Origin of the sequence: Streptomyces sp. NBC_00249 (assembly GCF_026342355.1) — a bacterium.
Lineage (GTDB): Bacteria > Actinomycetota > Actinomycetes > Streptomycetales > Streptomycetaceae > Streptomyces.
The window spans coordinates 316,696-342,241 of record NZ_JAPEMV010000010.1 but is presented as its reverse complement, the minus strand read 5'-3'; the positions used below and the strand labels follow the sequence as shown (position 1 = coordinate 342,241).

At 72.3% G+C, this 25,546-nt stretch carries 29 protein-coding genes; 16 read left to right on the top strand and 13 right to left on the bottom strand.

Annotated features, from left to right (window positions below):
• Window positions 1-111: 111 nt before the first annotated feature.
• Window positions 112-999 (bottom strand): DUF3558 domain-containing protein, encoded by an 888-nt coding sequence (locus OOK31_RS35415; RefSeq protein ID WP_267091507.1) that lies wholly within the window; start codon window positions 997-999, stop codon window positions 112-114.
• Window positions 1,000-1,173: 174 nt separating this feature from the next.
• Between OOK31_RS35415 and OOK31_RS35410 the strand changes: the two genes are divergently transcribed.
• Entirely contained in the window at window positions 1,174-2,367 is a 1,194-nt protein-coding gene (locus OOK31_RS35410) for an RtcB family protein (protein WP_267091506.1), read from the top strand.
• Between the two features lie 69 nt (window positions 2,368-2,436).
• Here OOK31_RS35410 and OOK31_RS35405 read toward each other — a convergent pair whose 3' ends face one another.
• Window positions 2,437-3,021 carry a Uma2 family endonuclease gene (locus tag OOK31_RS35405; RefSeq protein ID WP_267091505.1) on the bottom strand — a complete coding sequence of 195 codons (585 nt, stop codon included), beginning with the start codon at window positions 3,019-3,021 and terminating at the stop codon, window positions 2,437-2,439.
• Between the two features lie 159 nt (window positions 3,022-3,180).
• Here OOK31_RS35405 and OOK31_RS35400 point away from each other — a divergent pair, with 159 nt between their 5' ends.
• Entirely contained in the window at window positions 3,181-3,852 is a 672-nt protein-coding gene (locus tag OOK31_RS35400; RefSeq protein WP_267091504.1) for a polysaccharide deacetylase family protein, read from the top strand.
• A gap of 30 nt (window positions 3,853-3,882) precedes the next feature.
• Here the strand turns inward: OOK31_RS35400 and OOK31_RS35395 are convergent, their stop codons facing one another.
• The gene (locus OOK31_RS35395) at window positions 3,883-4,650 is read right to left on the bottom strand and encodes an SDR family NAD(P)-dependent oxidoreductase (RefSeq protein ID WP_267091503.1); all 768 of its coding nucleotides are present in this window, start codon (window positions 4,648-4,650) and stop codon (window positions 3,883-3,885) included.
• A gap of 79 nt (window positions 4,651-4,729) precedes the next feature.
• On the bottom strand, window positions 4,730-5,062 hold the full coding sequence (locus tag OOK31_RS35390) for a YnfA family protein (protein WP_267091502.1): 333 nt from the start codon (window positions 5,060-5,062) through the stop codon (window positions 4,730-4,732).
• Between the two features lie 76 nt (window positions 5,063-5,138).
• On the opposite strand from OOK31_RS35390, the gene OOK31_RS35385 reads away from it, so the two are divergent.
• Window positions 5,139-5,657: a hypothetical protein gene (locus tag OOK31_RS35385; RefSeq protein ID WP_267091501.1), complete on the top strand. Its 519-nt coding sequence runs from the start codon at window positions 5,139-5,141 to the stop codon at window positions 5,655-5,657.
• On the opposite strand, the gene OOK31_RS35380 is transcribed toward OOK31_RS35385, so the two are convergent.
• The 3 genes from OOK31_RS35380 to OOK31_RS35370 are packed head-to-tail and all read right to left on the bottom strand — an operon-like array spanning window position 5,645 to window position 8,507.
• Entirely contained in the window at window positions 5,645-7,270 is a 1,626-nt protein-coding gene (locus OOK31_RS35380; protein ID WP_267091500.1) for an FAD-dependent monooxygenase, read from the bottom strand. The two genes, OOK31_RS35385 and OOK31_RS35380, sit on opposite strands and share 13 nt — an antisense overlap.
• A 41-nt stretch (window positions 7,271-7,311) precedes the next feature.
• Window positions 7,312-8,049, bottom strand: coding sequence for a Mut7-C RNAse domain-containing protein (locus OOK31_RS35375; RefSeq protein WP_267091499.1), 738 nt, complete (start codon window positions 8,047-8,049; stop codon window positions 7,312-7,314).
• 41 nt (window positions 8,050-8,090) lie between these two features.
• On the bottom strand, window positions 8,091-8,507 hold the full coding sequence (locus tag OOK31_RS35370; protein ID WP_267091498.1) for a helix-turn-helix domain-containing protein: 417 nt from the start codon (window positions 8,505-8,507) through the stop codon (window positions 8,091-8,093).
• 146 nt (window positions 8,508-8,653) lie between these two features.
• Between OOK31_RS35370 and OOK31_RS35365 the strand changes: the two genes are divergently transcribed.
• On the top strand, window positions 8,654-9,553 hold the full coding sequence (locus OOK31_RS35365) for an NADP-dependent oxidoreductase (protein ID WP_267091572.1): 900 nt from the start codon (window positions 8,654-8,656) through the stop codon (window positions 9,551-9,553).
• Between the two features lie 223 nt (window positions 9,554-9,776).
• Here OOK31_RS35365 and OOK31_RS35360 read toward each other — a convergent pair whose 3' ends face one another.
• Entirely contained in the window at window positions 9,777-10,292 is a 516-nt protein-coding gene (locus OOK31_RS35360; RefSeq protein WP_267091497.1) for a GNAT family N-acetyltransferase, read from the bottom strand.
• Between the two features lie 127 nt (window positions 10,293-10,419).
• Between OOK31_RS35360 and OOK31_RS35355 the strand changes: the two genes are divergently transcribed.
• Window positions 10,420-10,956, top strand: coding sequence for an EF-hand domain-containing protein (locus tag OOK31_RS35355; protein ID WP_267091496.1), 537 nt, complete (start codon window positions 10,420-10,422; stop codon window positions 10,954-10,956).
• Between the two features lie 12 nt (window positions 10,957-10,968).
• On the opposite strand, the gene OOK31_RS35350 is transcribed toward OOK31_RS35355, so the two are convergent.
• The gene (locus OOK31_RS35350; RefSeq protein ID WP_267091495.1) at window positions 10,969-11,580 is read right to left on the bottom strand and encodes a hypothetical protein; all 612 of its coding nucleotides are present in this window, start codon (window positions 11,578-11,580) and stop codon (window positions 10,969-10,971) included.
• Between the two features lie 133 nt (window positions 11,581-11,713).
• Here OOK31_RS35350 and hemL point away from each other — a divergent pair, with 133 nt between their 5' ends.
• The 8 genes from hemL (at window position 11,714) to OOK31_RS35310 (ending at window position 19,952) form a co-directional block, all read left to right on the top strand.
• Window positions 11,714-13,036 (top strand): glutamate-1-semialdehyde 2,1-aminomutase, encoded by a 1,323-nt coding sequence (gene hemL, locus OOK31_RS35345; RefSeq protein WP_267091494.1) that lies wholly within the window; start codon window positions 11,714-11,716, stop codon window positions 13,034-13,036.
• Window positions 13,033-13,707, top strand: a complete 675-nt coding sequence (locus OOK31_RS35340; protein ID WP_267091493.1) for a histidine phosphatase family protein — start codon at window positions 13,033-13,035, stop codon at window positions 13,705-13,707. The genes hemL and OOK31_RS35340 overlap by 4 nt, the downstream gene beginning before the upstream one ends.
• Before the next feature lie 132 nt (window positions 13,708-13,839).
• Complete coding sequence (locus OOK31_RS35335) at window positions 13,840-15,057, top strand: hypothetical protein (RefSeq protein WP_267091571.1); 1,218 nt, start codon at window positions 13,840-13,842, stop codon at window positions 15,055-15,057.
• A 78-nt stretch (window positions 15,058-15,135) separates the two neighbouring features.
• A complete protein-coding gene (locus OOK31_RS35330) occupies window positions 15,136-15,780 on the top strand; it encodes a TlpA disulfide reductase family protein (RefSeq protein ID WP_267091492.1) in 645 nt (214 codons plus the stop codon).
• Window positions 15,781-15,784: 4 nt separating this feature from the next.
• A complete protein-coding gene (locus OOK31_RS35325; protein WP_267091491.1) occupies window positions 15,785-16,579 on the top strand; it encodes a cytochrome c biogenesis CcdA family protein in 795 nt (264 codons plus the stop codon).
• 13 nt (window positions 16,580-16,592) lie between these two features.
• Window positions 16,593-18,341: a cytochrome c biogenesis protein ResB gene (locus OOK31_RS35320; protein WP_267091490.1), complete on the top strand. Its 1,749-nt coding sequence runs from the start codon at window positions 16,593-16,595 to the stop codon at window positions 18,339-18,341.
• Window positions 18,338-19,423 carry a c-type cytochrome biogenesis protein CcsB gene (gene ccsB, locus OOK31_RS35315; RefSeq protein ID WP_267091489.1) on the top strand — a complete coding sequence of 362 codons (1,086 nt, stop codon included), beginning with the start codon at window positions 18,338-18,340 and terminating at the stop codon, window positions 19,421-19,423. Before OOK31_RS35320 ends, ccsB begins: the two co-directional genes overlap by 4 nt.
• 25 nt (window positions 19,424-19,448) lie before the next feature.
• Window positions 19,449-19,952, top strand: coding sequence for an SRPBCC domain-containing protein (locus tag OOK31_RS35310; protein WP_267091488.1), 504 nt, complete (start codon window positions 19,449-19,451; stop codon window positions 19,950-19,952).
• Here the strand turns inward: OOK31_RS35310 and OOK31_RS35305 are convergent.
• Together OOK31_RS35305 and OOK31_RS35300 are read right to left on the bottom strand one after the other, a co-directional pair.
• On the bottom strand, window positions 19,928-20,503 hold the full coding sequence (locus tag OOK31_RS35305) for a hypothetical protein (RefSeq protein WP_267091487.1): 576 nt from the start codon (window positions 20,501-20,503) through the stop codon (window positions 19,928-19,930). The two genes, OOK31_RS35310 and OOK31_RS35305, sit on opposite strands and share 25 nt — an antisense overlap.
• Before the next feature lie 69 nt (window positions 20,504-20,572).
• Window positions 20,573-20,974 carry a MarR family winged helix-turn-helix transcriptional regulator gene (locus tag OOK31_RS35300; RefSeq protein ID WP_267091570.1) on the bottom strand — a complete coding sequence of 134 codons (402 nt, stop codon included), beginning with the start codon at window positions 20,972-20,974 and terminating at the stop codon, window positions 20,573-20,575.
• Window positions 20,975-21,169: 195 nt separating this feature from the next.
• Between OOK31_RS35300 and OOK31_RS35295 the strand changes: the two genes are divergently transcribed.
• The gene (locus OOK31_RS35295; protein WP_267091486.1) at window positions 21,170-21,541 is read left to right on the top strand and encodes a cupin domain-containing protein; all 372 of its coding nucleotides are present in this window, start codon (window positions 21,170-21,172) and stop codon (window positions 21,539-21,541) included.
• A 44-nt stretch (window positions 21,542-21,585) separates the two neighbouring features.
• On the opposite strand, the gene OOK31_RS35290 is transcribed toward OOK31_RS35295, so the two are convergent.
• Window positions 21,586-23,016, bottom strand: a complete 1,431-nt coding sequence (locus OOK31_RS35290; RefSeq protein ID WP_267091485.1) for an MFS transporter — start codon at window positions 23,014-23,016, stop codon at window positions 21,586-21,588.
• 106 nt (window positions 23,017-23,122) lie between these two features.
• Between OOK31_RS35290 and OOK31_RS35285 the strand changes: the two genes are divergently transcribed.
• Both OOK31_RS35285 and OOK31_RS35280 read left to right on the top strand, forming a co-directional pair.
• The gene (locus OOK31_RS35285) at window positions 23,123-24,037 is read left to right on the top strand and encodes a LysR family transcriptional regulator (RefSeq protein WP_267091484.1); all 915 of its coding nucleotides are present in this window, start codon (window positions 23,123-23,125) and stop codon (window positions 24,035-24,037) included.
• A gap of 16 nt (window positions 24,038-24,053) precedes the next feature.
• Window positions 24,054-25,175: a hypothetical protein gene (locus OOK31_RS35280; RefSeq protein WP_267091483.1), complete on the top strand. Its 1,122-nt coding sequence runs from the start codon at window positions 24,054-24,056 to the stop codon at window positions 25,173-25,175.
• A gap of 16 nt (window positions 25,176-25,191) precedes the next feature.
• On the opposite strand, the gene OOK31_RS35275 is transcribed toward OOK31_RS35280, so the two are convergent.
• The gene (locus OOK31_RS35275; RefSeq protein WP_267091482.1) at window positions 25,192-25,512 is read right to left on the bottom strand and encodes a PLD nuclease N-terminal domain-containing protein; all 321 of its coding nucleotides are present in this window, start codon (window positions 25,510-25,512) and stop codon (window positions 25,192-25,194) included.
• Window positions 25,513-25,546: the final 34 nt, after the last annotated feature.

The following is a 25,546-nucleotide window of genomic DNA, read 5'->3' as shown; positions in this document are numbered from 1 at the left end:
CTTGCGGACGCGTTTTCGGGCGCGGGACCCGAGCAACGGTAGCCCGACCCGGCGCCCGCCTGCTGTGCGCACCGTCACGCGAGCCCCGTACGCCCCCTCTGAGCTGGGCCGTCACTCGTTGAAACGCTCGGCCAGGGCCTCCGCCAACTCCAGCGCCTTGTCCTGGGTTTCCGTGCTCGGCGGGACCGTGCCCGGCGCGGAGGGCTGCACGCTGTACTCGACGGTGACGATGACGTTCGAGGTACGGAACACAATCCGCACGGTCCGGGACTGGGCGGCGGTGGCGCCGGCCGCGCTCAGCTTGTCGTCGAGGAACGCCTCGCTGCCGAGCCCCTCCAGCACGCGCGAGCCGAGCTCGGGCGGGGTGGTGGGGGTGGGCGAGGGGGACGGCGAGGCCGACGCGGACGCGGACGGCGCGGGGGAGGCCGGGGGCGGCGGCGTCGGGGCGGCGTCGGCACTCGCACTGGGGCTCGTACTGGTACCGGTGACGGGGGCCGGGCTCGTCGTAGGCCCCGGGAAGGGCAGGTGGGCGTCGGTCAGGCGACGGACGTAGACCTGGCGGGCCTTGTCGTCGTCGCTCGCGGCGGCCCGGTCGTACGAGACCACGCGCTCGAAGTTCACCGACAGCAGCAGGGTGCCCTCGGGGGCCTGGGCGCTCCAGCGGCAGCCGACGCGCCGGTCGCCGTCGAAGGAGGCGTCGGCGGTACCGGCGTAGAGCTGGTCGCGTTGCTCGGTGGTGAGGGAGTCGGCGGCCGGCAGCATGGCCTTGAGCTTCTTCCCGTCGGCCGCCTTGCAGGGCTGGGGAAGGCTGCGGTACTTGCCCGGCTGGGCGGGGGTGGCGGTGCTCCCGCCGCCCTTGGGGTCGGTGGTGATCCCGATTCCGTTGCCGTCGGTGCACCCGGTCAGGCCGGCCGCGGCGGCGACGAGCGCGGTGAGCATCGCGATGCCCGGCAGGACCCGGCGTCGTACGGCCGCCTTGCGCTCCACATCCACTGGCACCCCTGGCTCCCTTGGTTCCCTTGGGAAAATCCGTTGCCTCGACTCGGGCACGGATGGACACAATGTCTATCGCACCCACTGGTGCCGGCGCCGGTTCCCTGTCTACTTTGGGGCCATGAGCGAGGCTTTTTGCGCTTTCTGACTTTTCTTTGGTTTTCGGGGGATTGACGTCTTATGTCGTATGTAGAGGTGCCTGGGGCGAAGGTCCCGATCCGGATGTGGACGGATCCCGCGTCGGTCGAGGACAGCGCGATGCGCCAGCTCCAGAACACGGCCGGCCTGCCCTGGATCAAGGGCCTGGCCGTCATGCCGGACGTCCACTACGGCAAGGGCGCCACCGTCGGCTCGGTCATCGCGATGAAGGACGCCGTCTGCCCGGCGGCGGTCGGCGTCGACATCGGCTGCGGCATGTCGGCGGTCAAGACCTCCCTGACGGCGAACGACCTCCCGGGCGACCTGTCGAAGCTCCGCTCCCGCATCGAGCAGGCGATCCCGGTGGGGGTCGGGCTGCACAAGGAAGCCCTGGACCCGTCCCGGCTGTACGGCTTCTCGGTGCCGGGCTACGAGGACCTCTGGAAGCGCTTCGACTACATCACCGATGCGGTCAAATTCCGGCAGGAGCGCGCTCAGAAGCAAATCGGAACGCTCGGATCCGGAAATCATTTTGTCGAGTTCTGTCTCGATGAGTCAGGTTCGGTCTGGCTGATGCTGCACTCCGGCTCCCGGAACATCGGCAACGAGCTCGCGGCGCACCACATCGGGGTCGCGCGGGGCCTGGCGCACAACCAGGACCTGGTCGACCGGGACCTGGCGGTGTTCCTCGCCGCCACGCCCGAGATGGAGGCGTACCGCAACGACCTCTTCTGGGCGCAGGAGTACGCGAAGTTCAACCGCGCGGCGATGATGAGCCTGTTCAAGGAGGTCGTCCGGAAGGAATTCCGGAAGGCGAAGGTCTCCTTCGAGCAGGAGATCAGCTGCCACCACAACTACGTGGCGGAGGAGCGGTACGACGGCATGGACCTGCTCGTCACCCGGAAGGGCGCGATCCGCGCCGGCAGCGGTGACTACGGGATCATCCCGGGCTCGATGGGCACGGGCTCGTACATCGTGAAGGGCCTCGGCAACGAGAAGTCCTTCAACTCCGCCTCGCACGGCGCGGGCCGCAAGATGAGCCGTACGGCGGCGAAGAAGCGGTTCTCGGCGCGCGACCTGGCGGAGCAGACACAGGGCGTCGAGTGCCGCAAGGACTCGGGTGTGGTGGACGAGATTCCGAGCGCGTACAAGTCGATCGAGCAGGTCATCGAGCAGCAGACCGACCTCGTGCAGGTCGTGGCCAAGCTCAAGCAGGTCATCTGCGTGAAGGGCTGAGGCCCGCGCGCGGTTGATTCGGGGGAGTGGAGGGGCCCGGACCGGTCGGTCCGGGCCCCTCCGCGTGCTTCAGCCCTCGTCTCCGTCGAGCAGGAGGTCCACCGGGAGTTCGACGGACACGCCGATGGACTGGGGCAGCGGGATGGAGGTGCCCCGCTTGTACGTCGTGCGGAGGCGGTACGTACCGTCGCGGGGGTCGCAGCAGAGGACCGCCTCGTCGTGGTGGCGGTCGGCGATGACGTACACGGGGATGTCGGCCTTCGCGTAGCTGTCGACCTTGACGCCGATGTCGTCCGACCAGTTCGACGAGGTGACCTCGACGACCAGCCGGAAGACGTCCGGCGGGTAGCAGTTCTTCTGGACCTTGTGATCCCGGAAATCCGCCTCGACGAGGGCGAAATCAGGGATGGCGTAGTCGTCGGAGCCGGTCGGCAGCCAGAGGCCGATGCCCTGGACGTACCTCAGGCCCGCCTTTCTGGCGCCGGCGTCGTAGAACTTCTCGATGAGCCAGCTCAGCGAGAGCGCGTGCGACCCGTCCGCGGGTGGTGTCACGGTGAGCCTCCCCTGGAGAATCTCCACTCGGTGCCCGGGAAGCTCCCTGGAGAGCCGATCGGCGGCCTCCGCGATCGTGGTCTCGTGCTGTATCACGGCCATAGCTTCCTCCTTTTCGTGACTCACGCTTTCGGAGCGTAGCCGTGCCCGCCGACATTCCGTGCGCATTCACCCATACGGGCCCGGAGGGTGTGCGGAGCCAACTCCGGCTCGAGGTAAGAGGGTTGACGCTGGGAGTTGGTCTAGACCAAGGTGTGCGGCATGTGGAGATCTCGCGTGCTTGTCGCCGCGCTCGCTTCGTTGTCGCTCGCCCTCGGGGCGGCCGGGTCCGCTCAGGCCGGGGTGGGGCTGCCGCCCGTCGTGTCGCACGTGCCGACACAGGAGAAGGTCGTGTTCATCACGATCGACGACGGGTGGGGGCACGACCCCGAGGCCGCCCGGATCCTGTTGGAGAAGCGGGTGCCGGTGTCGATGTTCCTGCTGCCCGGGGCGACCTCGTACGACACCTCGTACTTCACCGATCTCGTCGAACAGGGCCGGGCGACGGTGGAGAACCACACCGTCAACCACCCCGACCTGACCACCCTCGACGCCGCCGGGAAGGACGCCGAGGTGTGCGGGGCCGGGGAGCAGCTGGGGGCGGTGTTCGGGAAGACGCCGAAGCTGCTGCGGCCGCCGTACGGGGCGGTCGACGACGACGTGCGGCTCGCGGCGAAGGCGTGCGGGGTGAAGGCGCTGGTGACGTGGACGTACGACTTCACCACCTGGGGCCAGACGCCGCCGACCCCGCAGCTGAAGTCGGGGGACATCGTGCTGCTGCACTTCACGCCGACGCTGGCGGCGGACCTCCAGCGGGCCCTGGACGCGGCGAAGGCCGCCGGGTTGAAGCCGGCGGCCCTCATGCCGTACCTGAGGACGGCGGGGATGGTCTAGGGCTCGAGGGGCTCGAGGGGCTCGAGGGGCCTAGAGCTCGCGGTGGACCTTCGTGTTCGAGGCCTGGGCGCGGGGGCGGACCACCAGGAGGTCGATGTTGACGTGGCTGGGGCGGGTCACCGCCCAGGTGATGGTGTCGGCCACGTCGTCGGCGGAGAGGGGTTCGGCGACGCCCTCGTAGACCTTCTCCGCCCTGGCCGCGTCGCCGCGGAAGCGGGTCGTGGCGAACTCGTCGGTCTTGACCATGCCGGGGGCGATCTCGATGACGCGGACGGGCTGGCCGACGATCTCCAGGCGGAGGGTCTCGGCGAGGACGCGGGCGCCGTTCTTGGCGGCGACGTAGCCGGCGCCGCCCTCGTAGGTGGAGTGGCCGGCGGTGGAGGAGAGCACGACCACGGTGCCGTCGCCGCTGGCGGTGAGGGCGGGCAGGAGCGCCTGGGTGACGTGGAGGGTGCCGATGACGTTGACCTCGTACATCGTGCGCCAGTCGGCCGGGTCGCCGGTGGCGACGGGTTCGGCGCCGATGGCGCCGCCGGCGTTGTTGACCAGGACGTCGCACCGGTCGAGGGAGGCCGCGAAGGCGTCGACGGCGGTGCGGTCGGTGACGTCGAGGGCGTACGCGGTCGCGTCGTAGCCGGCCTCGGTCAGGTCGGCGGCGAGGGTCTCGATGCGGTCCTTGCGGCGGGCGGTGAGGACGACGTGGTAGCCGGCCGCCGCCAGCTGGCGGGCGGTGGCCGCGCCGATTCCGCTGCTCGCGCCGGTGACTACGGCGGTTCGGGTGGCCGGGCGCGTGCTCATGGGCGGGGCTCCTCGTGCGTTCGCGGTGTGTTCGTTCGTTCGTACGGGCGATTGCTCGCCAGCATAGGCATACGCACGGTCAGCGGCGCGGCGCGTACATGATCAAGGCCATGCCGGTGAGGCAGACGAGGGCGCCGAGGACGTCCCAGCGGTCGGGCCGGTAGCCGTCGGCGGCCATCCCCCACAGGAGGGATCCGGCGACGAAGACTCCGCCGTAGGCCGCCAGGACGCGGGCGAAATCGCCTTGCGGCTGGAGGGTGGCGACGAATCCGTAGAGGCCGAGGGCGATGACCCCGGCGCCGATCCAGGCCCAGCCCTTGTGCTCGCGCACGCCCTGCCAGACCAGCCAGGCGCCGCCGATCTCCAGGAGGGCGGCGAGGGCGAAGAGGGCGGCGGAGCGGGCGACGGACATGGCTCGAAGCCTACGCACGCGAATGGGGGTGGGCGCGCCCTCGTTCGTGTGATGGTCCGACCGGTGGTGGGGTGGGGTGGCTAGCCTCCGCGCGAGACGCGAGGAGGTGGTGGCGGTGCGCCGTGGTGCCGTACGGAGTGTGGTGGTGGCGGGGTCGCTGGTGCTGGGCGGGCTGGCGCAGGGCGCCGGAGCGGCGGTGGCGGCGGCCGGGCCGGAGGCGGATGTGGGGTACCACGGCCGGGTGGCCCTGGGGCGGGGGCTGTTGAGGGTGTGGATGGTCCCGGAGAACGAGGGGCCGTCGGCGCTGGCGAACGCGACCGTACGGGTGCGGCTGTCGGCGGACCTCGCGGACCGGCAGGAGCTGGCCGGGGGGTGCGCGCGGGCGGGGCTGCGGGAGGTGGTGTGCGAGACGGGTGCGATGCCGCTGCACGGGCGGGGCCGGCACATCGGGCTGGCGCTGGCGCTGAAGGAGGCGCCGACGGAGGTGGTGGTGCGGATCGACACGTGGTGGAACGGCGGCGCGACCGACCGCAACCTCACCAACAACGAGCACGTGGTGCTGGCGTTGGACACCGGGGACGCTTACGCCTTCTGAGGGTCCCCGGGGTCTGGATCCTTGCCGTGAGGGTCCTTGCCGTGCGGGAGGAGCCAGGTGGCCACGGCCGCGGCGGTCTCGGCGTCGGTGGCGCGGGGGGCGCTCCAGGCGACGTAGCCGTCGGGCCGTACGAGGACACGGGCCGTACGGGGCCGCGTGGCCCAGTGGTGGTGGGTGAGCGGGGCTCCGGGCGGGGTGGCGGCGCCGGGAGGGGTGATGAGGACGAAGCCGCCGGTGCGCAGGGCCGCGTAGAGGCGCTGTCCGCCGGCGAGGGGGACGTCGGGGGCGCGCCGTCCGGCGGGGGTGGGGCGGCGGGTGCCGGGCGGGGGCGGGTAGGAGATCCCGATGCCGGAGATCATGCCGAGGGCGCGGTCCTGGGCGGGGCCGACGCGGGCGATGAACGCGGCGCCGAGGGTGCGGGCGGTGCGGCGGGCGGGGCTGTCGGCCATGACGGCGCGGACGAGGGCGCCGCTGGCGCGCAGGACGAAGCGGCCGACGGGGTGGCGTTCGCGGTGGTAGCTGTCGAGGAGGGTCTCGGGGTCGGGGGCCTGGCCGTGGAGGACGGCGGCGAGTTTCCAGGAGAGGTTCGCGGCGTCCTGGAGGCCGGTGTTCATGCCGAGGCCGCCGGCGGGGGAGTGGACGTGGGCGGCGTCGCCGGCGAGGAAGACGCGGCCGACGCGGTAGCGGGGGACCTGGCGCTCGTCGCTGTGGAAGCGGGACATCCAGCGGGGGTCGTGCATGCCGTGGTCGGTGCCGAGGGCGGTGCGGGCGAGGGCGCGGAGTTCTTCGAGGTCGACGGGGTCGGTGTCGGCGGTGCGGGCGTCGCGGTGCCAGGCGATGGCGCGGTACCAGCCGTCGCCGAAGGGGACGAGGAAGGCGAAGGCGTCGGCGGTGCCGTTGACGGCGAGGAGGTCCTCGGGCGGGTCGGTGAGGCGGACGTCGGCGAGGACCATCGAGCGGACGACGGCCTGGCCGGGGAAGGGGAGGCCGAGGGAGCGGCGGACGGTGGAGCGGACGCCGTCGGCGCCGACGACGTGGCGGGCGTGGAGGCGGCGGGTGGTGGCTCCGCTCGCGGCGTCGGTGCCGGTGTCGGTGCCGGTGCCTGCGTCGGCGTCGGTGCGGCGGTCGGCGTCGTCGGTGCGGCGAAGGTCGAGGGTGACGAGGTCGTGGTCCTGGTGGAGGCCCGTGACCTGCCAGTCGTATTGGATGTCCGCCCCTGTGGACAGCGCGCGGCGCTCCAGCAGTTTCTCTGTCTCATATTGGGGGGTGATGAGGACGAAGGGGTAGCGGGAGCGCAGGCGTTGGAGGGTGAGGGGCATGCCGTTGAAGGGGCGCAGCCGGTCGATCCGGCTGCCGGTGGAGACGAGTTCGTCGGCGAGTCCGCGCGCGTCGAGGAGTTCGAGCGTGCGGGCGTGCACGGCGAAGGCGCGGGTGAGGTTGGCGGCGGTGCGGGGGCGCCGTTCGACGAGGGTGACGGAGAGTCCGGCGGCGGCGAGATCGCCTGCGAGCAGGAGTCCGGTGGGTCCCGCGCCGACGACCACGACGTCGACGATGTCGGCGAGGTCGATACCGGCGGCGTCCGGGGTGTGCGCGCTGTCCTCGGCGGCAGTCATGTCCGGAGAGTCTGCCAGCCGAGGACCTCCCGGGGGATGTGTCAGGCGGCCGGGCCGTCGCCGAATTCGGCCAGTGCTTCGGTGACGATCCGTTCCAGGCGGGCGTGGTGGGCGCCGCGCCAGTAGACGCGCTCGCAGTCGGCGCACTGCGCGAAGACGTCGTACGAGCGCTGCGTGCCGTGTTCCAGGCGGTCGCCCACGCTGTCCTTGTCGGCCGCGTGGAGGGGGCCGTTGCAGGCGGTGCAGCGGGTCCAGGGTGCGAGGGCGGGCGCGAAGCGGCCGAGGACGTCGCGGAGTTGTTCGTCGGGGTTGTCGCTGTAGACGTACGCGCCGGCGAAGATCTCGCGGCGCCGCAGCAGGCCGCGGTCGCGGGAGAGCAGTACGCGGCGTTCGGCGGCGGAGCGGGTGGCGAGGGCGGGGTCGCCGATGTCCTCGTTCTCGTAGGCGGCGTCGACGCCGAGGAGGCGCAGGCGGCGGGCGAGGGTGCCGAGGTGGACGTCGAGGAGGAAGCGCAGCGGGGCGTCGGTGATCCGCTGGGGGCGGTCGACGGCGAACACCTCGACGGATTCTCCGGCCCGGGGCACGTAGGAGGCGGGTACCTCGTGGCCGTCGACGAGCAGTCGGCCGACCTCGGTGAGCGGCACGCCGGCCGATTCGACGACGTGGCCGATGCTGGAGGCGCCGTCGGTGCTGGTCGGTACGCGTTCCGCGCGCCGGCTGGGCGGGGCGAAGAGGCGCAGTTCGGGGGCGAGGGTGAGCTGAATGCCGGGACCGTTCACGGCCCCAGCATGCCATTGGACACCCGGGCGGTGCGGTGGATTTACGGGGTCGCGGCGGCTTCGTCGTAGGCGTCGCGGTGGGCGTTGACCTCGTCGAAGTGGTTCTCGGCCCAGCGCTTGACGGAGGAGAGGAGGCATCCGAGGCTGCCGCCGAGTTCGGTGAGCCGGTAGTCGACGCGTACGGGGACGGTGGGGGTGATGGTGCGGGTGACGAGGCCGTCGCGTTCGAGGGAGCGGAGGGTCTGGGTGAGCATCTTCTGGCTGACGCCGGGGATCTTGCGGCCGAGGTCGCTGTAGCGCATGGAGCCGGTCTCGGACTGGCCGAGGGCGCTGAGGATCAGGCCGACCCACTTGTCGCTGATGCGGGCGAGGAGCTGGCTGGTGGGGCAGGCCTTGACGAAGGCGTCGTAGGCGGCGCGGGTCTCGTCACGGCGGGCGGCGGCGGTGCGGGTGGCCATGGTTGCCCACTTCCGGGTCGGGTACGCACTCCGGAGTGCGTACTTACGAAAAGAGAGTACCTCTCCCTAGGTTAGTGCTCATCGGGAACACCGGACGAGCCGGACCGAACGAACGGGGAGAGACCATGAGCGAGCAGACGAAGACCATGCGGGCAGCTGTCGTGAACGCCTTCGGCGGCCCGGAGCGGGTGGAGATCGCCGAGGTGGCGGTGCCGGTTCCGGCGGCCGGGCAGGTCCGCGTCCGGGTCCGCGCGGCCGGGGTGAACCCGGTCGACGGGGCCGTCCGCGTCGGTGTGTTCGGCGGGGCCGGGCAGCGGATCGGCCTCGGCTGGGACGTGGCGGGCGAGATCGACGAGGTCGGCCCGGAGGTGGAGGGCTGGACGGCCGGCCGGCGCGTGATCGGCCTGCACTACGGCCCGGTGAAGCCGCTCGGCACGCACGCGGAGTACGTGGTCCTCGACGCCTCGGCGGTGGCCGCCGCCCCCGAGGCCGTGGACGACACGGCCGCGGCCGGGCTCCCGCTGAGCGGTCTGACCGCCGCCCGCGCCGTGGACCTGCTGGGGCTGGCGCCCGGGTCGTCGGTGCTGGTCACCGGCGCGGCGGGAGTGGTCGGCGGCCTCGCCGTCCAGCTGGCCGTGCGGGCCGGGCTGGTCGTGACGGCCCTGGCGGGCGCGCAGGACGAGGAGTTCGTACGGTCGCTGGGCGCGGCGGAGTTCGTGGCGCGCGGCGGGGTTCCGGCGGCGCCGGTCGACGGGGTGCTGGACGCGGCGGTGCTGGGGGAGGCCGCGCTGTCCTTCGTCCGTGACGGCGGGGTCTACGTGGGCCTGCGGCCGCACGGTGCGCCGACTGCGGAGCGGGGGATCCGGGTGGAGGAGCAGGAGGTCGCCGCCGACGGGGCGCACCTGGGGCGGCTGGTGGCGCTGGTCGACGCCGGGGCGCTGACGCTGCGGGTGGCGGACACCCTCGAACTTGCCGACGCCGCCAAGGCGCACGCGCTGCTCGCCGCCCCGGGCACGCGAGGCCGCCTGATCCTCACGATCGCCTGACGTCCCTGACGTCCCTGACCGCCCGGTCGGCGTTGGCGGTTCGGTGGCCCCGGTGGCCCCGGTGGCCCTGGTGGCCCCGGTGGGCGGCTGGGGCCGGCCGGTTGGGGGCGTGGGCGGCGTGGTCGGTGGGGGCCTGCGGCGCTGGTCCCCGACCCGCCCTTCCAGCGTTCCCCGGGGCTCCGCCCCGGACCCCGCGCCTCAAACGCCGGCGGGGCTTGGTCAGTCAGGGGTGGAGGGGGAGGTGCCAGTTGTTGCTGGGGTGGGTGGTGCCTCGGTAGGTGAAGGCCACCTCGCCTCGGCAGGTGAAGCCCGCGCGGTGGCAGACGGCGTTGGAGGCCGGGTGGTCGGTGCCGGGGAAGGCGTGCAGGGAGCGGCGCGTGCCGTGGGTGCGGGCGTGGCGGACGAGTTCCGCCACGGCGGCCACCGCCAGGCCGCGGCCCTGGAACTCGGGGAGCACGCCCCAGCCGGTCTCGTAGACCGCTTCGCCCTCCCAGTCGCGTTCCCAGAAGCCGACCGATCCGACGGACTCGCCGGAGGGGGCTGCGACCACACGGAACATCCGGCCGGCCGCCGGCTCCCGGGCGCTCAGGGCCTCGTACCGCCGCTGCCGGTCGGCGAGCTGCTCCGGGGTCTCCGGGCCGCCGAGGAAACGGGTCATCGCCGGTTCGTTCTTCCGCTCCAGCAGCCAGAAGTCTTCGGCGGACCAGGGTTCCAGTCGTACACGAGGTTCCATGTTCATGCCCTCACTCTGCCCGCTGGGGGCCAAGGGCGGAAAGGGGTGAACTAGGGGCGTGCGGGGCGCGTGGGCGGATGACGGGGGGAGGGGCGGGGTAGCGGGACGTCCAGAGCGAATGAAAGGGACTTTCATGGACACCGGCACCATCAGCGCCAAGCGTCACATCTTCACCATGCTGGACGTGGACGGCGACGGGGTGATCTCCCGTCTCGAGTACCTGACCCGCCCCGAGCGTGCGGCCCAAGCGCTCGGCCGCCGTGGCGACGACCCGCTCGTCGCTGCCGCCCGTACGGCCCACCAGCGGGTCTTCGCCTCGATGGACGCGAACGGCGACGGCGAGGTGACCTTCGAGGAGTACGCGGTGTGGGCGGGCGGCGAGGCCTTCGACGCGGTCTGCCGACGGGCGCTGGGCTCGCTGTTCGACCTCGCCGACGCCGACGCGGACGGGGCGCTGGACCGGGAGGAGTTCACGCGGCTCCGCGCGGCGCTGGGGAACCCGGCCGACCGGGCCGGCTCGGCGTTCGAGGCGCTGGACGCCGACGGCGCCGGGTACGTCGGCCGGGACGCTTACCTGGACTCGATCCGTACCTATGTCACCGAGGGTGCGTCGCCCATGGCCGACGCGCTGCACACGCCCGCGGCGCCCGCGCCCGCGCGGCGGCCGTGACGGCCGGGGCCGTCACGGCCAGACGAGGCAGTAGGGCTGGTGGCCGGCCTCGTGGAGGCGGTGGGAGAAGTCCTGCCACTCGTGCAGGAGCTGGTAGACGTTGAACGCGTCGCGCGGCCCGCCGCGGTCGGGGACCGTGGACCAGATGAAGGCGGCCGCGCCGACGGATTCCTCGCCCACCCCGCGCAGCGGGTCGACCACCGTCATCGGGAGCTTGACCACCGCGTAGTCGGGGTGCAGGACGACCAGCTCCAGCGGGGGCACCTTGTGCAGGGGTATGCCCTCGATGCCGGTCAGGACCATCGCGGCCACCGTCTCCGGCTTGATCTTGGTGAACAGGCCGCCCATGCCGAGCTCGTCGCCGCCCAGCTCCTCCGGGCGCATGGTCTGCGGCACGCGCGCGGCCGTCGCCCCGTCGGGGGCGCCGAAGTACTTGTACGTCACTCCCATTCCGCGGCCCTTGGGGAGGCCGGTCTCGGCGTCGGACGCGTCGACGGGTCCCGGTACGGGATCGGCGGCTTCGGCGGCCCGGCGGCGGTGCTTGCCGCGGCGGGCTCGGGCATCACGGGCGCGCTGCGGGTCCAGCCCGTCCGTACCCTCGCCCGGTCCACCACCGCGTTGCATATCTCCACCCGACACGTTTTGCCTGCCCCGGCCCCGCGGCCCCCGCCACGCAGCCTGATCATCATGGCAGTGACCTCCCCCGCGGCGGCGCGGTGAAACGCCCGTCCGCAAGTCTGTCGCGGCCTCTGAGACCATGGCTGGTGTGAGCTACCCGTACCCGTATGAAGCCCCAGTTTCGCAGACGCTCTTCGAGCGCGCGTCCCTCGTGACCCCCGGCGGCGTGAACTCCCCCGTGCGCGCCTTCCGTGCCGTGGGCGGTACGCCCCGGTTCATGGTGTCCGGTACCGGTCCGTATCTGACCGATGCCGACGGGCGCGAGTACGTCGACCTCGTCTGCTCGTGGGGGCCGATGATCCTCGGCCACTCCCACCCCGCCGTGATCGAGGCCGTCCAGGCCGCCGTCGCCCGAGGAACCTCCTTCGGCACGCCCGGTGAGGGCGAGGTCGCGCTCGCCGAGGAGATCGTCGCCCGTATCGAGCCCGTCGAGCAGGTGCGCCTGGTGTCGTCCGGCACCGAGGCGACCATGTCGGCGATCCGGCTGGCGCGCGGTTTCACCGGCCGCGCCAAGGTCGTCAAGTTCGCCGGCTGCTACCACGGTCACGTCGACGCGCTGCTGGCCGCCGCCGGTTCCGGCCTGGCGACCTTCGCGCTGCCCGACACCCCCGGGGTGACGGGCGCGACGGCCGCGGACACGATCGTGCTCCCCTACAACGACCTCGAAGCGGTGCGTGCGGCCTTCGCCTCGCACCCCGGTGAGATCGCCTGCGTCATCACCGAGGCCGCGCCCGGCAACATGGGCGTGGTCACCCCGGCGGAGGGCTTCAACCAGGGCCTCGCCGACCTGTGCCGTGAGAACGGCGCGCTGTACATCTCCGACGAGGTGATGACCGGATTCCGCACCTCGCGGGCCGGCTGGTACGGCGTGGACGGGGTCAAGCCCGACCTGATGACCTTCGGCAAGGTCATGGGCGGCGGCTTCCCGGCGGCGGCGTTCGGCGGCCGCGCGGACGTCATGGGCCACCTGGCCCCGGCGGGCCCGGTCTACCAGGCGGGCACGCTGTCCGGTAACCCGATCGCGACGGCCGCCGGCCTGGCGCAGCTGCGGCTGCTGGACGAGGCGGCGTACGTGAAGGTCGACGCGGTCTCGAAGGAGATCCAGGGCCTGGTGACGGCGGCGCTGAGCAAGGAGGGCGTGGCGCACCGGCTGCAGACCGCGTCCAACATGTTCTCCGTGTTCTTCACCGCGGACGAGGTCAGGAACTACGACGACGCGAAGAAGCAGGAGAGCTTCCGCTTCAACGGGTTCTTCCACTCGATGCTGGCGCAGGGCGTCTACCTGCCGCCGTCGGCCTTCGAGTCGTGGTTCGTGTCCACGGCCCACGACGAGCGCGCGATCGAGCGGATCGCCGCCGCGCTGCCCGCCGCCGCGCGTGCCGCCGCGGAGGCGACGGCATGAGCGACATCACCGTCGTCCACGTGGTGCGGCACGGGGAGGTCCACAACCCGGAGGGTGTCCTGTACGGGCGCCGGGCGGGCTACCACCTCTCCGAGCTGGGCCGGCAGATGGCCGACCGGGTCGCGGAGCACCTCCAGGACCGGGACGTCACGCACGTCGTCGCCTCGCCGCTGGAGCGGGCCCAGGAGACGGCCGCGCCGATCGCGAAGGTGCACGGGCTGGAGCTGGCGACGGACGGCCGGCTGATCGAGGCCGGCAACGTCTTCGAGGGCAAGACCTTCGGCGTCGGCGACGGTGCGCTGCGCAAGCCCGGCAACTGGAAGCACCTGACGAACCCGTTCCGGCCGTCGTGGGGCGAGCCGTACGTGGACCAGGTCGTGCGGATGATGAGCGCGATCGAGGCGGCGCGGGACGCGGCGCGCGGGCACGAGGCGGTCGCGGTCAGCCACCAGCTGCCGATCTGGATCGTGCGGAGCTTCGCGGAGAAGCGGCGGCTGTGGCACGACCCGCGGCGGCGGCAGTGCACGCTGGCCTCGCTGACGTCGTTCACCTACCAGGGCGACGCGCTGGTGTCGGTGGGGTACAGCGAGCCGGCGCGGGACCTCGTTCCCGTGCATCTCCTCGCGGGGGCGAAGCCGGTGAAGGGGAAGTCCAAGGCGTTCGGGGCGTAGTCCCCGGGCGGGGGTGTTCCGGGGGATCCGCCCCCGGACCCCCGCGCCTCAATCGCCGGCGGGGCTGGATTCCGCGTCGTGTCGGCCCCTCAATCCATGGAATGTCCGTTTATATGACATTTCATGAGTCATGTGCGTGACTTCAGTCGAAGGGGAGCGCTCGGCCTCGGACTCGCCGCCGCGGTCGGGGTCGCCGGGTGTGCGGTCGGGGGCGGGAAGCCCGGGCCGACGGTCAGTGGGGGTGGGGGCGGGCCCGATGCTCCCGAAGTCGTCAAGGCGATCGGGGACGGGTCCACCGCCGATACCGGGCCGCAGCCGCACCAGCCGCCCCGCCCCGTGCCCCTCCAGCCCGGCGAGACCCCGCCGCAGTTCGTCGTCTTCAGCTGGGACGGCGCCGGGGAGGTCGGCAACGGTCTCTTCCCGCGCTTCCTCAAGCTCGCCAAGGACCACGGCGCGGCCATGACCTTCTTCCTCTCCGGGCTCTACCTGCTGCCCGAGTCGAAGAAGGACCTCTACAAACCGCCGAACAACCCCGTCGGCGCCTCCGACATCGGCTACCTCAAGGACGAGAACGTCCGGGCCACCCTCACCCACGTCCGCCAGGCCTGGCTCGACGGGCACGAGATCGGCACCCACTTCAACGGCCACTTCTGCTCCGGCTCCGGCTCCGTCGCCCGCTGGACCCCCGAGGACTGGCGCAGCGAGATCGACCAGGCCGTGTCGTTCGTCACCAACTGGCGCACCCACACCGGCTTCGCCGACCTCGAACCGCTCCCCTTCGACTACCGCAAGGAGCTGACCGGGGCCCGCACCCCCTGCCTCCTCGGCCAGGACAGCCTGCTGACGGCCGCCCGCGCGCTCGGCTGGCGCTACGACTCCAGCTCCCCCGGGGGCCTGCAGCAGTGGCCGCTGAAGAAGGGCGGGATCTGGGACCTGCCGCTGCAGTCGCTGCCGTTCCCCGGGCACTCCTTCGAGGTGCTGTCCATGGACTACAACATCCTCGCCAACCAGTCCAAGAACACCACCAGGGGCGTGCCCGCCCACTACCCGGCGTGGCGCGCCCAGGCCACCGCCACCTACCTCGGCGGCTTCCGCCGCGCCTACGAGACCAACCGCGCGCCCCTCTTCGTCGGCAACCACTTCGAGGAGTGGAACGGCGGCATCTACATGGACGCCGTCGAGGAGGCACTCAAGGGCATGGCGGACAAAAAGGACGTACGGCTCGTGTCCTTCCGGCAGTTCGCCGACTGGCTGGACGTCCAGGAGCCCCGGCTCATGGACCGGCTGCGCGCCCTCGCCCCGGGCCAGGCGCCGGTCGGTGGCTGGCGCAGCTACCTGTCCAGCATCTGAGCATCATCTGACCAGCGGCCTTGTCGCCCCGTCGGGGGGTGCGGAAGATCCGCAAATCGCTCATGCGAAACTTTTCACATGAGCCTTAGCCGCGCGCGTGCCCGCCGAAGTAGCCGCCGCTCGACCAGCAGCCGCGCCGTCCTGCTGACCGCGGTGACCCTCACCGGCGCCCTGACCCTTTCGGCGTGCGGGGATTCGGGCAGCGGCGGCAAGCCTTCCGGCTCGGCCGGCGGCAACTACGTGACGGGCCCCAGCGGCATCTCCACCGTCGCCAAGGCCGACCGCGTCGACGCGCCCAAGCTGGACGGCGAGACCGTCGACGGCAAGACCCTCGACACCACCACCCTCAAGGGCAAGGTCGTCGTCCTCAACGTGTGGGGCTCCTGGTGCCCGCCGTGCCGCGCCGAGGCCCCGTACTTCGCGAAGGTCTCCAAGGACCTGGCCGACGGCGGCAAGGACGTCGCCTTCGTCGGGCTCAACACCCGCGACAACAGCAAGCAGAACGCCGCCGCCTTCGAGGAGAACTTCGGGATCACCTACCCGAGCCTCTACGACCCCGACGGCAAGCTGATGCTCCGCTTCCCCAAGGGGACGCTCAACGCGCAGTCCATCCCCTCCACGATCGTCCTCGACAAGGAGGGCAAGATCGCCGCCCGCACCCTGGTCGCGGTCAACGAGGAGCAGCTGCGTTCGATGATCGACCCGCTCCTCACGGAGCAGTGACCTCGTGAGCGCCCTCGTGGTCGAGCACCTCCTCGCCGCCGAAGCCACCGGCGTGAACGGCACCGTCCTGAGCGGGGGACTGCTGCTGGCCCTGCCGATCGCGCTGCTCGCTGGCCTGGTCTCTTTCTTCTCCCCCTGCGTGCTGCCGCTGGTCCCCGGCTACCTGTCGTACGTGACCGGCATCAGCGGGGCCGACCTCGCCGAGGCCCGGCGCGGCCGGATGGCGGCGGGCGCGGGCCTGTTCATCCTCGGCTTCACCGCCGTCTTCGTCTCGACGGGCGCGCTGTTCGGCCAGTTCGGCGACGTCTTCCAGGGTGAGAACAAGGACGTCATCACGCGGGTCATGGGCGGCCTGGTGATCCTGCTCGGCCTGTTCTTCATGGGGCTGATCCCGGGCCTGACGATGCGGGAGTTCCGCTTCCACAAGAAGCCGACGGCGGGCCTGCTCGGCGCGCCCGTGCTCGGCGTGCTCTTCGGCATCGGCTGGACGCCCTGCATGGGGCCGACCCTCGCCGCCGTGAACACCCTTGCCATCTCCCTCGACGACGCCACCGCCGCGCGCGGCGCCCTGCTGATGGTCGTCTACTGCCTGGGACTGGGCCTGCCCTTCATCCTCGCCGCGGTCGCCTTCCGCAAGGCGCTCGGTGCTTTCGGCTGGGTGAAGAAGCACTATGCGTGGGTGATGAGGATCGGCGGCGGCATGCTGATCCTGACCGGCCTGCTGCTCGTCACAGGAATGTGGGACAGCATCGTCGGCGACATGCGGAGCTGGACCAGCGGTTTCACGGTGGGGATCTGAGGACTACACGCACATGAGTACGACCGACAAGGCGTCCACCGAGGCGCCGCACGAGCCCGACCCCACCGACGCCACCGATTCCACCGACCCCACCGACGCGGCGGCCGGCGCGCAGCTGTCCACGGCGCCCGTCGAGGACAGCCCCTCGGCCCCCGTCGGGATCGGCGTGCTCGGCTGGGCCCGTTGGTTCTGGCGGCAGCTCACCTCGATGCGGGTGGCGCTGATCCTGCTCTTCCTGCTCTCCCTCGGGTCCATCCCCGGATCGCTCGTCCCGCAGACGCAGGTCGACGCGATGAAGGTCGCGGAGTGGAAGAAGACCCACGAGTTCTGGGTCCCGGTCGCCGAGAAGCTCCAGCTCTTCGACGTCTACAGCTCGGTGTGGTTCTCCGCGATCTACATCCTGCTGTTCGTGTCGCTGATCGGCTGCATCGTGCCCCGCACCTGGCAGTTCGTCGGGCAGCTCACCGGCCGGCCGCCGGGCGCGCCCCGCCGCCTGGACCGGCTGCCGGCCTACACGACCTGGCGTACGGAGAAGTCCCCGGAGGAGGTCCTCGCCTCGGCGAAGGGCGTCCTGGGCGGGCGCCGCTTCCGGACCGAGTCGCGCGCCGACGCCGTCGCCGCCGAGAAGGGCTATCTGCGCGAGGCCGGGAACCTGGCCTTCCACATCGCCCTGATCGTGATGCTCGTGGCCTTCGCCGCCGGGCAGCTCTTCAAGTCCGAGGGCGGCAAGCTCGTCCTGCGCGGCAAGGGCTTCTCCAACACGCTCACCCAGTACGACGACTTCAAGTCCGGCAGCCTCTTCTCCTCCGACGACCTGCCGCCCTTCTCGTTCACCCTGGACAAGTTCGACGCGACGTACGAGAAGACGGGCCCGCAGAAGGGCACCCCGCGCGACTTCAAGGCGTACGTCACCTTCAGCGAGGGCGCCCACGGGGAGCCGCGCAAGGCCGAGATCGAGGTCAACAAGCCGCTGGAGGTCGACGGCTCGAAGATCTTCCTGCTGGGCCACGGCTACGCGCCGGTCATCTCGGTGACCGACCCCACCGGCAAGGTGATCTACAAGGACGCCGTGCCGATGCTGCCCTTCGACGCGAACCTCAGCTCCTCGGGCGCCGTGAAGGTCCCGGACGGCTACCGCAACAAGGGCGGCGACAAGGAGCAGCTCGGCTTCAACGCCATGTTCGTGCCGACCTTCGCGGGCGAGGGCAAGGGCACGATGCTGTCGCAGTTCCCGGCCCTGGACTTCCCCGTCCTCGCGCTCAGCGCCTACCACGGCAGCCTCGGCGTGGACGCGGGTCTGCCGCAGAACGTGTACCAGCTGAACACCTCCAAGATGCAGGAGTTCAAGAACCCCGAGGGTCAGCTCTTCAAGCAGCGGCTGCTGCCCGGCGAGACGATGACCCTGCCCGACGGCGCCGGCACGGTGAAGTTCGAGGGCATCGAGCGCTGGGCCACCTTCTCGGTCACCCAGCAGCCCGCGAACGGTCTCGCCCTCGCGGGCGCGATCGCCGCCATCGGCGGTCTGGCCGCGTCCCTGTTCATCCAGCGCCGCCGGATCTGGGTCCGCGCGGTGACCGGGGCGGACGGGGTGACCGTCGTCGAGATGGCGGGCCTGGGCCGCAGCGAGTCCGCGAAGCTGCCGGAGGAGCTGTCGGCGCTCGCCGGAGCCCTGTACGAGCGGGCGCCCGCCGCGCCCGCAGCCGTAGAAGCAGAAGCAGACGCAGAAGATTCCGCAGAAGCAGAAGAAGGAGAGCGCGCATGACGCTGCTCGCAGCCGCTGCCAACGAGAGCCTGGCTGAGCTCAGCAACAAGCTGGTCTACGCGTCGATGGCGGTCTACACGCTCGCCTTCCTCGCGCACATCACCGAGTGGGTCTTCGGCAGCCGGAGCAAGGTGGGCCGTACGGCCGCCGCGCTGACGGCCGAGCGGGCCGGGGCTTCCGCGCCCGCCGTGCAGGTGCGGACGAAGGGCGGCGGCACCGCCGTCCTCGACAAGCCGAAGGTCGTCACCCGTTCCGCCTCCGGCACCCGCGACGTCCCCGACGGTCCGGGCGCGGCCGGCGGCACCGAGCAGGGCGACCTCTACGGGCGGATCGCGGTCTCGCTGACCGTCCTCGCCTTCTTCATCGAGGCGGCCGGTGTCGTCTCCCGCGCGATGTCCGTGCAGCGGGCCCCCTGGGGCAACATGTACGAGTTCTCGGTGACCTTCTCCACGGTCGCCGTCGGCGCGTACCTGCTGCTGCTCGTGCTGAAGAAGAGCGTCCGCTGGCTCGGCCTGATCCTGGTCACGACCGTCCTGCTGGACCTCGGCATCGCCACCACCTGGCTGTACACCGACAGCGACCAGCTGGTCCCGGCCCTGCACTCGTACTGGCTGTGGATCCACGTCTCCACCGCCATCTTCTGCGGCGCCGTCTTCTACATCGGCGCGGCCGGCGCGGTGCTCTACCTCTTCCGCGACGGCTACGAGAGCCACTTGGAGCAGGGCCGCACGCCGGGCCGTTTCCGTACCTCGGTGATGGAGCGGCTGCCCTCGGCGGCCTCGCTCGACAAGTTCTCGTACCGGATCAACGCGGCCGTCTTCCCGCTGTGGACCTTCACCATCGTCGCGGGCGCGATCTGGGCGGGCGACGCCTGGGGCCGCTACTGGGGCTGGGACCCCAAGGAGGTCTGGTCCTTCGTGACGTGGGTGGCGTACGCCTGCTACCTGCACGCCCGGGCCACCGCCGGCTGGAAGGGCCGCAAGGCCGCCTACCTGGCGCTCTTCGCCTTCGCCTGCTGGATCTGGAACTACTACGGCGTGAACATCCTGCTCAGCGGCAAGCACTCCTACGCGGGCGTCTGACCCGGGGGAGTGGGACGCTGGTGGTATGTCTCCTGTGAGCCATGCCACCAGCACCCCGCACGGCCCCGGCCGCTGGGACATCCGCTTCGAGGTGCACCTGCCCCAGGGCTACGCCGGCCTGTGGCCCGTCCTGACCACGCCGGAGGGGCTGCGCGGCTGGCTGGCCGAGGCCGAGGTGCTCGAACGCCGGCTCGGCGGGGCCGTCACCCTGCGCTGGCCGGACACCGCCGCCGTGGTGTCGGGGCAGGTCACGGCCTGGGACGTCGAGCGGGTCGTCGAGTACACGGTCACCGACCACGGGCGGATCCGCTTCCACCTGGAGGCGGTGGGCACCGACTCGACGGTGATCCGCTTCCTGAACGAGCGGGGCGGCTCCGAGGAGGAGCGCCTCGACTGCCTGGCCGGCTGGCACGAGCACTTCGAGCGGCTGGAAGCCGCACTGGCCGGGCATCCGTCCGACTGGGCGGCCTGGGACGGCGCCCGCCGGGCGCAGCTGCGCGCCTCCTACGCGTCCTTCTCCAGGACGTAGGACCCGCGCCGCCCGGGGCCGGAGCCGGTGCCGTTGGCGAGGAAGAAGTACAGCTCCAGGGTCTTGCGGGCGTCGCGGCGCAGCTCGAAGGTCCACGTGTAGCGGCCGGGGGCCTTCGTGACGGTGCCCGCGCGGGAGGCGGTGCCGGTGGCGGCGGGCAGGTCGAGGCGCAGGTGCTGGCCCCGTCCCAGGCCCTGGCCGGGGCCGTCGGTGAGCCGCCACCTGGCCGGGCCGGACAGCCGCCAGCCGGCGGCGTAGTCGCGCTCCTGGCCGTCGAGGAGGGTGACGGAGGCGCTGCCGTCGGCGCGGAAGACGACCTCGGTGCCGTCGACGCAGCGCCAGGTGCCGATGATCTCGGTGATGTCGGCGTCGTGGACGGCGGGGACGGGGCCCGCCTCGTAGTGGTGCGGCTTGCCGCCGGCCATGGCGAGGAGCGCGGCGACGAGTACCCCGTAGGCGAGCAGGTTGCGCAGGACCGTGTCGACGATCCGCGGGCCGCCGGGCGCGGGGGCCGGTGGCCGTGACCGCGGGAGGGGCCGTAGCAGTGGCATGGGGCCATTCTGACAGCGGTCTTGAACGCGTTCAATCACCTTTCAGGTCACATCGCCGAGCAGGCGGCGTCACCATACGGGGCGCAGCGGCGGAAGGCCTCCGTCCCCGCTCATCGTGCGGACCAGGTGCGTGAGTTCGCCGCGCAGGGCGGCGAGGTCGGTGTGTGCGGACAGCTCCGCCTCCAGGGCGTGCAGGGTCCGGCCCGCGACGGCGAGGTGGGCGTGGGCCGCCCCGGTCAGTACGACCAGCTTGCGCCGTCCGCCGCCGGGGTGCGGCTCGCGGCGGACGTAGCCGCGCTTCTCCAGGTCGTCGACGATCTGCCCGGCGGCCTGCTTCGTCACCCCGAGCCGCTCGGCGAGCTCGGTGGCGGTGGCGCCGGGGCCCTTGAGGGCCTGGAAGGCCATGCCGTGGACGGGGCGCAGGTCGCCGTGGCCGGCCTCGGCGAGGCGGTGGGTGAACTCGCCGAGCATCAGCTGGAAGCCGATCCCGAGCAGGAAGATCAGCTCGATGTCGGTGTCGCCGGTGTCGCCGGTGCCGCCGGTGCCGTCGGTGTCGTCGTGGGAGGAAGTCACGTGAACATGGTGACACGGGCGGGTCAAGCTGCTTTACTCATGCGAGTAAAGCAGCTTGACTTACCTGTCCCGCGAGGAAGAGGACCACCCGCCGTGCACGTGATCAGCGTTTCCCCCGACAGCGTCACCGCCACCCCCAACGCCACCATGACCGGCCACGCCGCCCCCAGCCGGGGCAGCTCCGAACTCAGCACCTGGCACGTCGACATGGCTGCCGGGATCACCGGCCCCGAGCACTCCGTCAGCCGTGAGCAGGTCTGGCTGCTCACCGCCGGCTCCCTGGAGGTCACCTGCGACGGCCGCACCGAGAAGGTCGCCGCCGGCCAGACGCTGGTGCTGCCGCCGGACGTGCTCCGGCAGATCCACGCCACCGAGCGCTTCGAGGCGTACGTCGCCATGCGCGCGGACGGGGTGGCCTCGGTGCCCGGCACCGAGGGCACCCGCGTCCTGCCCTGGGCCCAGTGACCCGGGACGCCCGGGCCGCCGCCCGGGCCGCCGGGCCCCGTGGCTCAGGCCCGGGCCGGCTCCGGCGCGGACCCCGCCGCCTCCGCCCCGGCGGGCCCCGCCGGGGCGGGACGAGCTGCCCGGCCCCGGCGCAGCCCCGGCAGGGCGACGGCCGCCGCCGCCAGCACCGCGGCGAACGGCACCAGCAGCGCGGTGCGATAGCCCTCCAGCGGCGCCGCCGACGCCGAGGCCACCCCCGTCACGGCGGCCAGCCCGAGCGCCGCGCCGAACTGGAAGGAGGTGTACAGCAGCCCGCCCGCGAGCCCCTGCTCCGACTCCCCGACCCCCTCGGTGGCGACGATGGTCAGCGGCCCGTACACCAGGGCGAAGGCCAGCCCCAGCAGGACCAGCCCCGGCAGCATCACCAGGTAGCTCCAGTCCGCGCCGAGCGGCAGGAACAGCCCGTACGCCAGGGCCGCCAGCAGCAGCCCGGCGACGATCAGCCGGCCGTTGCCGTACCGGGCCACCAGCTTCGGCACCACCGTCGGCGACAGCACGGCGTCGATCCCGATGACCAGCATCGCGAAGCTGGTCTGCAGCGTGGACCAGCCGCGCACCTCCTGGAGGTAGAGCACCACCAGGAACTGGAAGCCGAAGAACGCCCCCGAGAACAGCAGCGCGGCGGCATTGGCCCGCAGCAGCGCACCGCTCCGCAGGATCCCGAGCCGCACCAGCGGCTCCGGCGCCCGCCGCTCGACGGCCGCGAACAGCCCCAGCAGCACCAGCCCGCCCAGCACGGTCCCCGCGGTCCATCCGGCGCCCGCGTGCGCGGCCCGCTCCACGCCGAACACCAGCAGCACCACCGCCGAGGTGACGAGGACACCGCCCGGCAGGTCCAGGCGCCCCGCGGCCGGGGGCCGCACCTGCTTCGGCACCAGCGCCAGCGCACCGGCCAGGATCAGCGCGGCCAGCGCCACCGGGGCGAAGAACACCCACCGCCAGTCGGCCGCGGCCAGCAGCCCGCCCGCCACCAGCCCGACGGAGAAGCCCCCGGCCGCGGTGCCGGAGTACACGAGCAGCGCCCTGTCCCGCTCGGGCCCCTCCGCGAAGCCGGTGGTGATGACGGAGAGCCCGGCCGGGGTCATGAACGCCGCCGCGACCCCCGTCACGAAGCGGGCCGCGATCAGCATCCAGCCCTCGGTGGCGAGACCGCCGAGGCCGGAGAACAGCAGGAAGACGGTCAGCCAGCCGACGAACATCCGGCGCCGCCCGAACAGGTCGGCGGCCCGGCCGCCCAGCAGCATGAAACCGCCGTACCCGAGCACGTAGGCGCTCATCACCCACTGGAGCTCACCCGTCGCGAGCCCGAGGTCGGCCCGGATGGCGGGCAGGGCCACGTTGAGCATCGCGACGTCGATGCCCTCCAGGAAGATGGCCCCGCACAGCACGAGCAGCACACCCCACCGGCGGCGCCCGCTGATGGTCTCTTCGGTCATGACAGTGCCTCGCAGAAGCAGAAGGGGAAGGGTCGTTGCCGGCTCCACCACCCTCGCCCGTGCCCGGAACGGGAACAACGCCGAAGAACGCGACGTTCGTTAAGCCGTGCTTACCGATCGCGACGAACTGGACTGCTTCCTGATCCTGGCCGGGGAACTGCACTTCGGCCGCACCGCCGAGCGGATGCTGCTCTCGCGCGCCCGCGTCAGCCAGCTGATCCAGCGCCTGGAGCGGCGCGTCGGCGCCCCGCTGTTCCTGCGCACCAGCCGCAGCGTCGCCCTCACCGCGCTCGGCCGGCAGCTGCGCGAGGACCTCGAACCCCACCACCGGGCCATCACCGCCGCCCTGGAGCGGGCCGCGGCCACCGCCCGCGCCGCGGGCCCGATGTCGGGGGTGCTGCACGTCGGGTTCACCACCCCGCCGTCGGGCGAGCTCGCCCTCAAGGCCGCCGAGGCCCTGCGCACCACGCACCCCGGGCTGGCCGTCGAGGTGTGCGAGGTGCCGCTGCACGACCCGTACGGACAGCTGCGCAGCGGTGACTTCGACGTGCAGTTCGCGGAGTTCCCCGTCCGCGAGGCCGACCTCGGCGAGGGCCCGGCCCTGCTGACGGAGGCCCGGGTCCTGGCGGTCGCCGCAGGGCACCCCCTCGCGGGGCGCGCGGCCGTGTCCCTGGAGGACCTGGCCGGGGTCCCGCTGCTGGCGGTGGCCGGGGACCAGCCCCCGTACCGCCGCGAGCACCAGAGCCCGGCCAGCACCCCGTCCGGGCGGCCGATCCCGCGCGGTCCCGAGGTGACGAACATGCAGGAGGCCCTCGTCCTCGTCGCCGCGGGCCAGGGCGCCCTGCTGACCTCGGCGCACACCCCGGCCTACCACTCCCGCCCCGGCGTCGCCTACGTCCCCTTCACCGACGCCGCCCCGGTCGGCTACGGCCTGGTCTGGCGCGCCACCGACCACACGGGCCCCGTCCGCGCCTTCGCCCGCGCGGCCCTGGAGGCGGCGGGGGGCCGCGAACACCCGTAGGGCACCCTTGGATTTCATGACCACTGAAGAGGAGCCGTCCGGGAGACCGGACGGCCGGGTGCGCTGGAAGCAGACCGTGCTGCCGATCGGCCTCGGCGGCATCGCGATGCTGATCGGTGTCTTCCTGCTGCTGGTGCCCGTACGCAGCGCCGACGCGGCCGCCAGGGCGTTCGCCGCGGCGCAGCCCTGCGCCCCGGGCCTGACACCGAGGCAGCAGGCGCAGTGTCTGAGCTCGGTCCCGGCGACCGTGGAGCGGGTCCGGACGACCGGGAGGCGGGCGCAGGTCACGCACATCGACGCCGCGCGCGGGGACGGAACGAAGCAGCACCTCGACATGCAGTGGACCGGGATCGAGCAGCTGGTCGCGCAGGGCGAACAGGTGCGGCTGGTCAGCTGGCGCGGCGAGGTCCGGAGCATCGCCCACGGCGCCCGCTTCTCACGCAGCACCTTCACCGACCGGAACCCGTACACCGCCTACGCGGTGCCGTTCGCCTGGGGGGCCGGGCTGCTGCTCGGCGGGCCGGTGATGGTGTGGATCGGCTGCTGGCAGAGGTGGCTGTCCGGCCGCTACCGACGGGCTGCCCCCTGGCAGTTCATGGTGCCCGCCGTCGCAGGGGCCCTGGTGGCCGTCCATGTGCCGGTCACGGCCGTGGCACTGAACCTCCGCATCGAGGAGGCCCTGCGGTGGAGCGGGATCGGGGCCGCGCTCATCGTCCTCGTCGCAGGCGCCGTCAGCCTGTACAAGGCCCTGCGGGGTGAACCGGACACGATCGAGGTGGCTCCGCGCCGGGACGATAAGCAGCGCGTCTTCGGTGCCCTGCTGCTCGGTGACCGCAGCGGCCCCGGCGGCACGCACGCCCACAGCCGCCTCGTGGTGGGCCCCGGCGTCCTCGCCTTCACCGACGACCCGGCGGGGGCCTTCCGCCGGAAGCCGCTGCCGGCCGCTCTGGTCCTGGAGCGGGTCCGGCCCCTGTTCGCGTCGGACCCCGACCAGACGGCGGCGAGCGAACTCGGCATCGGCTGCCTGGTGGCCCAGTGCCGGGACGGGGAGCGTGAGCTGCTCATCGCCGTCCGGCGCAAGGACATGCCGTGGCTGGTCGGCGCGCTGGCTCCGGCGGAGCCCGTCGACGCCGTCTAGTGCTGTGGGAGCGGGGCTACTCCTTGTCCTTCTCCCCGTCCTTCTTGTCCTCCTGCTCGTCGCGCAGGGACTTCAGGAACTCCGGGTTGTCGTCGGGCGCCACCCACTGCGTCCGGCGGCTCCGGCCGCCGCCCCCGCCGTAACCGCCGCCGGCCGCCGTCCGCTGCTTGCCCGCGAAGAGCCAGACCACCGGGCCGACGATCGTGAAGAGCAGGATGATGAACACCCAGACCGCCTTGGGGAGGTGCTTGACCTCTTCCTCCGGGGTGTTCAGGCAGTCGATGAAGGCGTAGATGGTCAGCGCGATGATCAGCAGGAACGGCAGATAGCGCAGCACGGTGTGGGACCGACTCCCGGGCAGTGGCGGCGGG

What these genes read in the sequence shown, in the direction of transcription:
- OOK31_RS35410 (WP_267091506.1), top strand. Translation starts at nt 1,174, where the DNA reads ATGTCGTATGTAGAGGTGCCTGGGGCGAAGGTCCCGATCCGGATGTGG.
- OOK31_RS35405 (WP_267091505.1), bottom strand. Translation starts at nt 3,021, where the DNA reads ATGGCCGTGATACAGCACGAGACCACGATCGCGGAGGCCGCCGATCGG.
- OOK31_RS35400 (WP_267091504.1), top strand. Translation starts at nt 3,181, where the DNA reads ATGTGGAGATCTCGCGTGCTTGTCGCCGCGCTCGCTTCGTTGTCGCTC.
- OOK31_RS35395 (WP_267091503.1), bottom strand. Translation starts at nt 4,650, where the DNA reads ATGAGCACGCGCCCGGCCACCCGAACCGCCGTAGTCACCGGCGCGAGC.
- OOK31_RS35390 (WP_267091502.1), bottom strand. Translation starts at nt 5,062, where the DNA reads ATGTCCGTCGCCCGCTCCGCCGCCCTCTTCGCCCTCGCCGCCCTCCTG.
- OOK31_RS35380 (WP_267091500.1), bottom strand. Translation starts at nt 7,270, where the DNA reads ATGACTGCCGCCGAGGACAGCGCGCACACCCCGGACGCCGCCGGTATC.
- OOK31_RS35370 (WP_267091498.1), bottom strand. Translation starts at nt 8,507, where the DNA reads ATGGCCACCCGCACCGCCGCCGCCCGCCGTGACGAGACCCGCGCCGCC.
- OOK31_RS35365 (WP_267091572.1), top strand. Translation starts at nt 8,654, where the DNA reads ATGCGGGCAGCTGTCGTGAACGCCTTCGGCGGCCCGGAGCGGGTGGAG.
- OOK31_RS35360 (WP_267091497.1), bottom strand. Translation starts at nt 10,292, where the DNA reads ATGAACATGGAACCTCGTGTACGACTGGAACCCTGGTCCGCCGAAGAC.
- OOK31_RS35355 (WP_267091496.1), top strand. Translation starts at nt 10,420, where the DNA reads ATGGACACCGGCACCATCAGCGCCAAGCGTCACATCTTCACCATGCTG.
- OOK31_RS35350 (WP_267091495.1), bottom strand. Translation starts at nt 11,580, where the DNA reads ATGCAACGCGGTGGTGGACCGGGCGAGGGTACGGACGGGCTGGACCCG.
- hemL (WP_267091494.1), top strand. Translation starts at nt 11,714, where the DNA reads ATGGCTGGTGTGAGCTACCCGTACCCGTATGAAGCCCCAGTTTCGCAG.
- OOK31_RS35340 (WP_267091493.1), top strand. Translation starts at nt 13,033, where the DNA reads ATGAGCGACATCACCGTCGTCCACGTGGTGCGGCACGGGGAGGTCCAC.
- OOK31_RS35330 (WP_267091492.1), top strand. Translation starts at nt 15,136, where the DNA reads ATGAGCCTTAGCCGCGCGCGTGCCCGCCGAAGTAGCCGCCGCTCGACC.
- OOK31_RS35320 (WP_267091490.1), top strand. Translation starts at nt 16,593, where the DNA reads ATGAGTACGACCGACAAGGCGTCCACCGAGGCGCCGCACGAGCCCGAC.
- ccsB (WP_267091489.1), top strand. Translation starts at nt 18,338, where the DNA reads ATGACGCTGCTCGCAGCCGCTGCCAACGAGAGCCTGGCTGAGCTCAGC.
- OOK31_RS35310 (WP_267091488.1), top strand. Translation starts at nt 19,449, where the DNA reads ATGTCTCCTGTGAGCCATGCCACCAGCACCCCGCACGGCCCCGGCCGC.
- OOK31_RS35305 (WP_267091487.1), bottom strand. Translation starts at nt 20,503, where the DNA reads ATGCCACTGCTACGGCCCCTCCCGCGGTCACGGCCACCGGCCCCCGCG.
- OOK31_RS35300 (WP_267091570.1), bottom strand. Translation starts at nt 20,974, where the DNA reads ATGCTCGGCGAGTTCACCCACCGCCTCGCCGAGGCCGGCCACGGCGAC.
- OOK31_RS35290 (WP_267091485.1), bottom strand. Translation starts at nt 23,016, where the DNA reads ATGACCGAAGAGACCATCAGCGGGCGCCGCCGGTGGGGTGTGCTGCTC.
- OOK31_RS35280 (WP_267091483.1), top strand. Translation starts at nt 24,054, where the DNA reads ATGACCACTGAAGAGGAGCCGTCCGGGAGACCGGACGGCCGGGTGCGC.